This is a genomic window from Bacillus sp. AP50, from assembly GCF_040492675.1.
GTDB classification, from domain to species: domain Bacteria; phylum Bacillota; class Bacilli; order Bacillales; family Bacillaceae_G; genus Bacillus_A; species Bacillus_A cereus.
In genome coordinates this window covers 1-9809 of sequence record NZ_JBEUTW010000257.1, presented here as the reverse complement: position 1 = coordinate 9809, position 9809 = coordinate 1, and the positions used below count along the sequence as shown (strand labels likewise).

Below are 9809 nucleotides of genomic sequence, written 5' to 3'. Positions count from 1 at the left end.
ACTCTGCTATATAGCAGAGTTTACGAGCTAATTTGCTCTTGTAACGAAATTTGTTTTTCATCTTCTAAAATAACAATCGATTCTACTATCTTTGTAACTTCTAATCTTTTTATATAATGTCCATCTAATTCTTTCACACAAAACTTATAATTTTCAATTTCAATGGAATCCTCTTCAGCAATCTCTATATTCTTCGTTAAAATCCAACCACCGATTGTATCAACACCATCATCATCAATCCCTAAACCAAATAACATATTCACTTCACTAACAAGTACTTTTCCCTCTAGTATCGTCTTCGTTTCACTAACCTTTTGAATTTCTGGCTGCTCATCCGTATCAAACTCATCCTGAATATCTCCAACAATTTCTTCCAGAATATCTTCAACAGTAACAAGTCCAGATGTTCCACCATATTCATCTATCAATATAGCAATATGTGTTCTTTCTTTTTGCATTTTTAAAAACAAATCATGAATTGGAATAGAATAGATAACTAAAATAATTGGTCTCATATATTGCTCTACTGTCTTCTTATTAACAGCTTTATGTTGTACAAATTCAGTAAAAATATCTTTAAAATTCACAAAACCTATTACGTGGTCTTTGTCGCCATCAACAACTGGATACCTTGTATATTTTTCACGAGACATTTTTTGCAAAGCTTCTTCAGCAGGCATCTCTTTACTTATAATATTCATTTCAGTTCGAGGTACCATTATTTCTTTTGCAATGCGATCATCAAATTCAAAAATTTTATTCACATATTTATATTCAGATTGATTAATCTCACCATTTTTATAACTTTCTGAAACTAACAACCGTAATTCTTCTTCTGAATGAACCTCATCATGTCCCTTCGGCGGTTTCAGCCCTAGCAGCTTCGTAATGATTCGAGCTGAACCATTTAATAGCCAAATGAATGGGAATGCAATACGATAAAAGAAAATTAACGGCTTAGAAACAAGTAAACTCACTTGTTCAGATTTTTGAATTGCAAATGTTTTTGGGGCCAATTCACCTATTACAACATGTAAAAAAGTAATTAACAAAAACACTAAAATTACAGCAAAAATGTCTGCTAGTTGAGTAGAGATATTCCAATTTGCAAAAAGCGTATCAAACATTTGCTTTAACGCAGGTTTACCAAACCACCCAATTCCTAAAGCTGTAACAGTAATTCCCAGCTGACAAGCAGATAAATATTCGTCTAAGTTTGTAATGACTGTTTTGACCGATGTTGCACGATTATTTCCTTCTGCAATTAAATAGTCAATTCGTGAACTTCTCACTTTAACAATTGCAAATTCTGCTGCAACGAAAAATGCCGTTAAAGCAATTAAAACAATCACTATACTTATACTATATATGTCCAAATACTTTTCCTTACTTACTTTGTAAGCAAGGAAGCCACCTCCTACTTAATTTTATTCAAGTGAAGTAAGCATTCTAATACTCTAACAAAATTCTACATTAGCAACCACCTTTTTATATATTATATGCATACATAAAAAAGATATTTATCATTATGATAATCTAATTCATTTACACTCGTCAAATTATTCTAAATGTTACGATAAAACATTTTTATTTAAACGAACTATTCTTCTCAACTCAATTTCGTGAAAAAACACTTTCTTTGCCGATTCCACACTTCTTTTGTCGCACTAGAAGGGAACTTACTTCATAGCTCGAAATCATTCAACAGGATATATATAGGAGGGATTATTTTGGAATATAAAACACCATTTATCGCAAAGAAATTAGGTGTTAGCCCAAAGGCTGTTGTCCGGATCGCACAACAATTAAATCTTACGATAGAGAAAAACAAATATGGCCACTTTATTTTCACACAAGAGGATGTCGATCAAATGTTAGAACACCATCGATTTCAAATAGAGCAATCTCAAAATTCTCAATCTACTCAAAAGGCTTCCTCAAATGAAGTTGAGGAATTAAAAACTCAAGTTAATACAATTGTTCAAAACATATCACCCAATGATTTTGAGCAATTAGCTGATCAATTAAACACTATTACGAGAAGACTTGATCGAATGGAAGAACAAATGCAAGATAAGGCAAATGATGTCGTCACGTACCAACTTTTACAACACCGTCGTGAAATGGAGGAAATGTTAGAGCGAATTCAAAAGTTAGAAGCTGCCCTAACGAAAGAAGAACCCATTTATATTACTCCTGATTCAAAACCAACATATGAACGAGAAAAGAAACCGAAGCGCCGCAAAATGATTTTTAGTATATTTGGATTATAATTTTTAGACCCTTATTAAAATAATAAGGGTCTTTTTTAATGAAGAGTTATATCCTATACAAATATTATTCTCTTTATTATACATATTCACTTCGCTTTATTTCGTTAACATAATATTTTTACTGTATTCTGCAATTAATGCCTGTGCATGAGCATTCCCTTGAATCACATCACGAAATTCTTTTAAAGAATACAAATGCGTAACCCCTTTTCGAGCATGAATTCTTACTGGTACACCTTGTAAAGTATCATGAAACTGAAATGGATTATCTATTGGCTCAATTGGAAAACCAAGTGTAAGTAAATACATATACATTCTTTTTGTTACTGCTGCAATGTACCATTCAGCTTTTGTTTCTAACGCATGTATAAATAAAATAGCTGTTAGCCTTTTGAAATGTCCTCTCCCACGAGACGTTTTCGAAATACTTAACTTACCTATTTCATACACATTCTTCAAATCTTTTACTAAATCATTTTTAGAAAACGGATAGAAAAACTCAGAATTTGATTGTTCAGGTATCGTATACTTAATACATTCTACTGTACCAATAGGATGTTCATCTTCTATTAATAAAAATCGTGATGGATTTAAATTACGTTCTACGAACATTAAGTTTCTTTCTTCACAAAAATCTCCCCATAGTTGCTCGAACCCAAAATGTTCTTCCTTTGTTTGAACACGCTGGAACATATTTAACCGCCTTTCCCATCGTCGCTCTGTTTTTGATAACGCTTTCACTATCTATCATATAAGAACAAATCTTCGTATGCAACTAAAAATATTTATGACTTATTATATTCTGCAAAATGAATTAGATTCCAATTTAATCGACTTTTATCCCGCGCTCACATTCCTTTTAATAACACATTTGTAGCACTTTTCAAATCTAAATTACATTATGTTTCTTTCCATACAGCATATAATTCTTCTTAATCTAAAGAAATCCTTTATGAAAAAGGATTTCTTTTACTTCTTAATGCTTTTTAACCATTTTTCAAAAATAGTTCGTGCTTCTTCATCATTGATATCATTACTAAATGAATACACCTTAATACCATAATCATCTATATATTCACCCAGTTTCATTTCCTCCACTTTCTTATAAAAATCGTCTACCTCATAGTGCGGAAGATAAGCATCCCAAACTGGTTCATTTATTCTTTTGTACGCCGTCACTTCTAAATCATATCCGTCTTCATAATATCCGATGTGATAATGTTTGTTCGGATCATATTTATCCATTAAAAGTCCCCTCTACTAAACAAAAGCGAGCCTTATATTAAAGCTCGCTCCTCTCTCTATTTATTAAATACGTTCCATCGCCGTCTTCAACGTTCCAACAACAAAGGCAATTTCTTCACTTGAAATAATAAGCGGCGGTGCTAATGTTAAGACGTTATTATATCCTGCTGTCGTCATACCGTTTCGTCCTATAATAAGCCCTTTTTCTTTACAAGCATTTATGACACTTGCGATTTTGTCGTTATCAATTGGCTCTTTCGTCTCTTTATCATTTACTAATTCAATTCCAACTAATAGACCTTTTCCTCTAATATCCCCAACAAGCGGATGTTCCCCAATTTCATCTTTTAGTTGCTCTAATAAAAGGGAACCCATTTGCGCAGATCGCTCAATTAAATTTTCATTTTCCATAATCTCTAAGTTTTTAAGGGCTAATGCACAAGCTGCTGGATTTCCACCAAATGTATTAATATGTCGGAAGAATTCATACTCTCCCTTCCCTTTAAATGCTTCATATATTTCTTTTTTCACAGCTGTTGCAGATAATGGTAAATATGCGCTCGTAATCCCTTTTGCCATCGTAATAATATCTGGCTTCACATCATAATTCATAAATCCAAATGCTTTTCCTGTACGTCCGAAACCGCAAATTACTTCATCACTAATAAGCAAGGCACCGTGTTTTTGACACGTTTCATGAACAGCTTTCATATAGTCTTGTGGTGGCATTAATATGCCCCCGCCTGTAATAATTGGTTCCATAATAAAAGCGGCAATTGTTTCACTTAATTCCCACGTCATAACACGATCGACTTCTTTCACACATTCTACATCATAAATATGCTGCCCTTCAATTTCAGGCATACGGTAACAATCCGGTGGTGTTACGTGTAAAAAGCCTGAAGCAAACGGTTCATATTGATATCTACGCTGCGCTTGTCCCGTCGCTGCCATTGTCGCCATTGTATTCCCGTGATACCCACGATAACGTGACATAAATTTATAACGATGTGGTTCACCTTTTTGCGCATAGTATTGTCTTGCTATTTTAAAAGCTGTTTCGTTCGCTTCTGAACCACTATTTGAGAAGAAAATAACATACTCTCCCCCAAGCCACTCATTTAATTTTTCAGCAAGCTTTATAGCTGGTTCATGAGATTGTGACATTGGAAAGTATGATAATGTTTGTAATTGCTTATAAGCCGCTTCTGCGAGCTCCTTTCTTCCATATCCACTATTCACACACCAAAGACCACTCATACCATCTAAATATCTTTTTCCTTGTATATCTTCAACCCAGCACCCTTCAGCTTTTGCCCCTACCATTGTACTATTTGGACTAAAGGGACGCATTCCGTGCCAAACATATTGCTCATCTTTTGCTAATAATTCATCAGTTTGCTTCGTTTTCATCATTACTTCCACCTTCCATAACAACTTATTTTTCACAAAAGCTGCGCTGGTGCCATGATGACTTAAATTTCTCCCTGCTATTTTCATTCCACAAAATTAAGACAAATCCTACTTACAAATCAGTAATATTTACAAGAAAATGACAAAAGAAAAAAGAGCTTTTCTTATCTATCGAAAAGCTCCTCTTTTATTTAATGTGAAGACGCATCACTAATACCGTGACCAGTATTAGATTTCACAAGAATTTCATCAAATTTTGCTGCATCTTCTTTCTTACTAGATAAAACAGTTCCTAAATATGCTGCAAGAAATCCGAGCGGAATTGAAATAATTCCTGGTGTCGTATATGGGAATATCGCTTCCCCAACAAAAATAGCTTTTCCAGCTACAGGGTTCCAAACATTCGGACTCAACGCTACGAGAACAATTGCTGATACGAGCCCTACAATCATACCGGAAATAGCACCCGTTGTATTAAAACGCTTCCAATATATTGTAAATAAAATCACTGGTAGATTTGCACTCGCTGCAACTGCAAATGCTAATGATACTAAAAATGCTACGTTTAATGTTTGGGCAAATAATGCAAGTATGATAGATAATATCGCTACTCCAATAGATGCATACCGAGCCATAGATACTTGCTCTTTTTCCGATGATTTCCCTTTGCGAATGATCTCATTATAAAAATCATGAGCGAATGCTGATGCTGCCGTTAATACGAGACCTGCCACTACAGCCAAAATTGTTGCAAAAGCAATTGCTGATACGAAAGCAAATAAGAAGTCTCCACCTAACGCTTTGGCTAATAAAGGTGCTGCCATATTACCCGCTGGGTTCGCTTTAATAATCGCTTCATTTCCTACAAACGCTGCCGCACCAAATCCTAAGAAAATCGTCATAATATAAAATGCACCAATTAACCATGTCGCATATACGACAGATTGACGTGCAGTTTTTGCATCACGTACTGTAAAAAAGCGGACAAGTATATGTGGTAATCCAGCTGTACCAAGTACTAGTCCTAAATTTAAAGAAAGTGTATCAAGGCCATCCTTATACTTTACACCTGGATTTAAAAATGAATCTTTTAATGGTGTAGCTGTTTTCATTTGGGCAAACATTTCAGTCACGCTGAAGTTGAATTTTGCGAAAACGATAACAGAAATAATAAACGTACCGGCCATAAGTAATACAGCCTTTACAATTTGTACCCAGCTCGTTGCTGTCATACCACCAAAAATAACATACACCGTCATAAGTGTTCCAACGATTAATACAGATGTCGTATATTCAATCCCTAATAATAATTTAATAAGTGCACCCGCGCCAACTAATTGTGCAATCATATAAAAGATAGAAATCGTCATCGTATTAAGAGCTGCAACTCCGCGAACTTTTTTCACGTCAAAGCGTGCTGCAATCATATCCGCCAAAGTGTACTTTCCTAAATTTCTAAGCGGTTCTGCAACAAGATATAGTACAACTAAATAAGCAACTAAAAAACCGATACTATAAAAGAATCCATCAAACCCAGTTAATGCGATTGCTCCAGCTATACCGAGAAATGAAGCAGCAGACATGTAATCTCCAGCAATGGCCAGACCATTTTGCCAACCAGTTAATCCCCCTCCAGCCGTATAAAATTCACTCGCATTTTTCGTTTTTTTCGATGCAAAATAGGTTATGACGAGCGTACCAAGAACAATAATTAAAAATAGTGCAAATGCAGTAGTATTCAAGTTCAGCCCCTCCCTTTTTGCATATCTTGCAAAATTTTTCGGGAGATTTCATCAAATGATTCTGCTTTTTTGCTATAAATCATACATAGTGCCCATGTCATAATAAATTGGGAAAAAGCAAATACCCACGCCCATGTAACGTCTCCAAATGCAGTTGTATTAAGCACCTTTGAATACGATGTTAGAATAGGTAATGCGATAAAAAAAATAAAAAAGAAAATACTCATTGGAATGATAAACTTCTTTTTCGTATTTAATAGCAATTGAAATTCTTCCGACTGAACGACCTCTGTATAATTCACCTCATTTTGCAACTTACGTGCTGACGTATCGTCTCGTTTCATTAACCGATCCCCTCTCTTACTTAAAATACACTTACCCCTTGCATACCTAAAGACTAAATTTTATAAATATTCAGAAACTTATATTCATTTTAGACAATCCATGCATTCATGCAAAGATTTTTTGATAGACATTTTTCGGCAATTTCCCCTAAATTTTTAATATACTTTTTCAAAATAAAGTGACACCTTACTTATTTATCCTCATTAAGACAAAAGCAGTGCTTAACGCACTACTTTTGTCTTTTTTTCCTTTTCTAAATTACGAGCCGTTTCGCTTAACTCAACATCTTTTCCGTCTTTAAGTGTTCCAAATATAAAATCGAATACTGGATTTGAAACACCAAACCAAAACTTTTCGTTTTTATAATGGTGTAATATATGTTGTTTTTTTAGCCATCTTCCAAACTTAGTGACGGGACGAATCGGTCTATGAGCAATATAATGTTTCCATTCGTAAACGAGCAGCATAATAATCATTCCGATTCCAAATGAAAGTGCAATAGTAACACTTTTTGTAATACCATATGCTATAAGTAAATATATAGTAAAACTAGGTATACTAAACCATACAGGTAAAAACAAAAGTTTTAAATCATCTGGATATACGTGGTGATCATAATGCAATCTTCTTAACATTTTTAATAGAAATGTGTTTTTAGGTGGCTTTATATGGAATAAAAAACGATGTGTCATATATTCATTAAGTGTATAGAAAACAATCCCAAACACACATGCTAACATGCCAAACCACGTAAAAAATTGCATTTTTAAAATAATAATGAAAATAAATAGAATGCTATACATAATAACAATATCATGTTGTAAAAAGAACTCTTTCCCCACTTTCTTCATCTTGTTTCCCCCTTTTCCAAAAAAACAGCCGCAACATATCGTTACGACTATTTCTTTTCTATTCTTATTCTATTCACTTTACAAATTTGCCTGCTGTTCTATTGCCGAGAAAAAATTGTTTGATCCAAATATATTTTGCTTCGGAATAATATGTTCCACTGCAAACACTGTTACTTCTCCTCTTTGCACTTCTCCAATAATGAGCCCAAATATTTCATGATTTACTGCAAACGTCGGTTGCTTTGTTTGTAACAATCTTGCAGCATTATGAAATACCGCTTCATATAGTGGATTTCTATCAGTAATTTCTTTTCGGATTTTTGGCGCTAACGTAATTATAATTTCTTTTCCGTCAATAGTGGTTCGATACATAAAAATCTCCCCTTCAATCTTATGTGAACAACTGTAAAGCTTTGTATGCAAAATGTATAGAGTAACCTACTAAAATAATACCTGCTCCGGCTGTTATGTAGCCAAGCGCTTTTGGTTTTAATAAAGTTCTTCCAAAATGTACAGAAAAAGCAATATTTAAATTCCATAAAATAATACCAACAATAATGCAAAGACTGTACAAAAAAGCTTCTTGTTTCGTTACCTTCGTAAGTAATGAGCTAAGTGTACTTCCGTATATACCAAACCAAAAAACAAGATTTAATGGATTGGATATCGCAATTAAAAATCCTGCCATAAACGATTGCTTAAGGCCACCTACCTCTTCTTTTTTATATTCCATATTCGATTCGAAAATTCCTTGTTTTACACTTTGAAATCCTAAATAAAATAACAAGAAAAAACCCGTGCAATACATGAAGGCTTGTACATATGTATACATAAACACAGAAGATAAACCGAAATAAATGAGAAGCATAAATAAAACATCTGCAGTCATTCCACCAATTCCAACAACCCAAGCGTGCCAAAAACCACGTTCAATTCCTCGTTTTAACATTTCAATATTAATCGGCCCTACTGGCGCAGCTAATGATATACCTAATACGATTTGCTGTATAATTGCTCCAATCATCGCTCTATCCTTTCTACTCTCTTTACTACTAGTTAATGATGTAATTTTAAAAAATAGACTAGCTTTCATAATAAAATACCCTTTTTTATCCAAAATATACAAAAGAGCCATCTAGATGATGGCTCTTACTTTTCTATCCTATGAAGAAAAGGACATTTCCCTTTTATTGGCTCTACATCGTCTCCTATGAAATATTGTTTCCATTCACGATGCTCTGGGTCACCATAATGACTAATGTTAGGATGTTTCGGCAATTGATCCCACTTTTCAACTCGCTCACGGACCATTTGTCTTGAATATGCTCCTTTAGGACGATCTCCCTCTAATCCATCAAAAATAGTGCGTGGCTGAAACCCAATAACGAGAGAATTCCCTAAATGTCTAGTTTTTCGTTGTTTATAAGCTGGCGCATTTCCAAATGCGAATATTGGCTCACCACCAAATGAAAATTCCCATAAATAATGGTCTGGGTCTTCAGGAATTTGCTTTGGCCATGCTTGATTATCGTTTTCATGTAAATACTGTAACACTTTCCAAAAAGAATCACGGTAATATTCGAGTGATTGTTCTTCACATTCCGGTTCTACAAAAAGGAAAAAGCCCCTTCTTACAATCGGTCTCTCTTTCATTAACTCTAAAAAAGATAACATTGTATGCGGCAAATGACTCCAATCATTATGAGAAAGAAATGAATAACGAAGTTCATTCTTTTTCAAAGCTGTTAAACCGAAATAACATGGAAAAGTTGGTTCTAACACAACATTTGAAAAAATCTCAAATTCTTTTGCAACCCAATCCGGTATGTCGGTTCTCGTTCTCATTCCTTCATTATCTAATAAGTAAGACTTATTCATTCTTTCACCTCATTATGTATAGCATTCAATTAAGAATATTACATACTCGGCCTGTCCTATAC

11 protein-coding genes are annotated in these 9809 nt (G+C 34.1%); 1 reads left to right on the top strand and 10 read right to left on the bottom strand.

What is annotated here, in order from left to right:
• Positions 1-20: 20 nt before the first annotated feature.
• The gene (locus ABWK52_RS18750; RefSeq protein WP_353772068.1) at positions 21-1376 is read right to left on the bottom strand and encodes a hemolysin family protein; all 1356 of its coding nucleotides are present in this window, start codon (positions 1374-1376) and stop codon (positions 21-23) included.
• 354 nt (positions 1377-1730) lie between these two features.
• Between ABWK52_RS18750 and racA the strand changes: the two genes are divergently transcribed.
• On the top strand, positions 1731-2273 hold the full coding sequence (racA, locus tag ABWK52_RS18745; RefSeq protein ID WP_087948378.1) for a chromosome-anchoring protein RacA: 543 nt from the start codon (positions 1731-1733) through the stop codon (positions 2271-2273).
• Positions 2274-2369: 96 nt separating this feature from the next.
• Here the strand turns inward: racA and ABWK52_RS18740 are convergent, their stop codons facing one another.
• The 9 genes from ABWK52_RS18740 to ABWK52_RS18700 all read right to left on the bottom strand — a co-directional run bounded on the left by ABWK52_RS18740 (position 2370) and on the right by ABWK52_RS18700 (position 9747).
• Positions 2370-2966: a hypothetical protein gene (locus tag ABWK52_RS18740; protein ID WP_000487794.1), complete on the bottom strand. Its 597-nt coding sequence runs from the start codon at positions 2964-2966 to the stop codon at positions 2370-2372.
• Between the two features lie 276 nt (positions 2967-3242).
• A complete protein-coding gene (locus ABWK52_RS18735) occupies positions 3243-3518 on the bottom strand; it encodes a DUF3986 family protein (RefSeq protein ID WP_353772067.1) in 276 nt (91 codons plus the stop codon).
• 63 nt (positions 3519-3581) lie between these two features.
• Positions 3582-4931 (bottom strand): aspartate aminotransferase family protein, encoded by a 1350-nt coding sequence (locus ABWK52_RS18730; protein WP_141537356.1) that lies wholly within the window; start codon positions 4929-4931, stop codon positions 3582-3584.
• A gap of 191 nt (positions 4932-5122) precedes the next feature.
• Positions 5123-6673, bottom strand: a complete 1551-nt coding sequence (locus ABWK52_RS18725; protein ID WP_098541416.1) for a solute symporter family protein — start codon at positions 6671-6673, stop codon at positions 5123-5125.
• A 2-nt stretch (positions 6674-6675) separates the two neighbouring features.
• Positions 6676-7017 (bottom strand): DUF485 domain-containing protein, encoded by a 342-nt coding sequence (locus ABWK52_RS18720; protein ID WP_098541414.1) that lies wholly within the window; start codon positions 7015-7017, stop codon positions 6676-6678.
• A 222-nt stretch (positions 7018-7239) separates the two neighbouring features.
• A complete protein-coding gene (locus ABWK52_RS18715; protein WP_000755400.1) occupies positions 7240-7869 on the bottom strand; it encodes a sterol desaturase family protein in 630 nt (209 codons plus the stop codon).
• A gap of 78 nt (positions 7870-7947) precedes the next feature.
• Positions 7948-8241, bottom strand: coding sequence for a hypothetical protein (locus tag ABWK52_RS18710; RefSeq protein ID WP_000286362.1), 294 nt, complete (start codon positions 8239-8241; stop codon positions 7948-7950).
• A 19-nt stretch (positions 8242-8260) separates the two neighbouring features.
• Positions 8261-9004 (bottom strand): LysE family transporter, encoded by a 744-nt coding sequence (locus ABWK52_RS18705; protein ID WP_001196839.1) that lies wholly within the window; start codon positions 9002-9004, stop codon positions 8261-8263.
• A 14-nt stretch (positions 9005-9018) separates the two neighbouring features.
• A complete protein-coding gene (locus ABWK52_RS18700; protein ID WP_001043769.1) occupies positions 9019-9747 on the bottom strand; it encodes a YqcI/YcgG family protein in 729 nt (242 codons plus the stop codon).
• Positions 9748-9809 lie beyond the last annotated feature (62 nt).

Bases quoted from the DNA above. Each gene is read 5' to 3' on its own strand.
- ABWK52_RS18740 (WP_000487794.1), bottom strand. From the start codon at position 2,966: ATGTTCCAGCGTGTTCAAACAAAGGAAGAACATTTTGGGTTCGAGCAA.
- ABWK52_RS18735 (WP_353772067.1), bottom strand. From the start codon at position 3,518: ATGGATAAATATGATCCGAACAAACATTATCACATCGGATATTATGAA.
- ABWK52_RS18730 (WP_141537356.1), bottom strand. From the start codon at position 4,931: ATGAAAACGAAGCAAACTGATGAATTATTAGCAAAAGATGAGCAATAT.
- ABWK52_RS18720 (WP_098541414.1), bottom strand. From the start codon at position 7,017: ATGAAACGAGACGATACGTCAGCACGTAAGTTGCAAAATGAGGTGAAT.
- ABWK52_RS18715 (WP_000755400.1), bottom strand. From the start codon at position 7,869: ATGAAGAAAGTGGGGAAAGAGTTCTTTTTACAACATGATATTGTTATT.
- ABWK52_RS18710 (WP_000286362.1), bottom strand. From the start codon at position 8,241: ATGTATCGAACCACTATTGACGGAAAAGAAATTATAATTACGTTAGCG.
- ABWK52_RS18705 (WP_001196839.1), bottom strand. From the start codon at position 9,004: ATGGCTCTTTTGTATATTTTGGATAAAAAAGGGTATTTTATTATGAAA.
- ABWK52_RS18700 (WP_001043769.1), bottom strand. From the start codon at position 9,747: ATGAATAAGTCTTACTTATTAGATAATGAAGGAATGAGAACGAGAACC.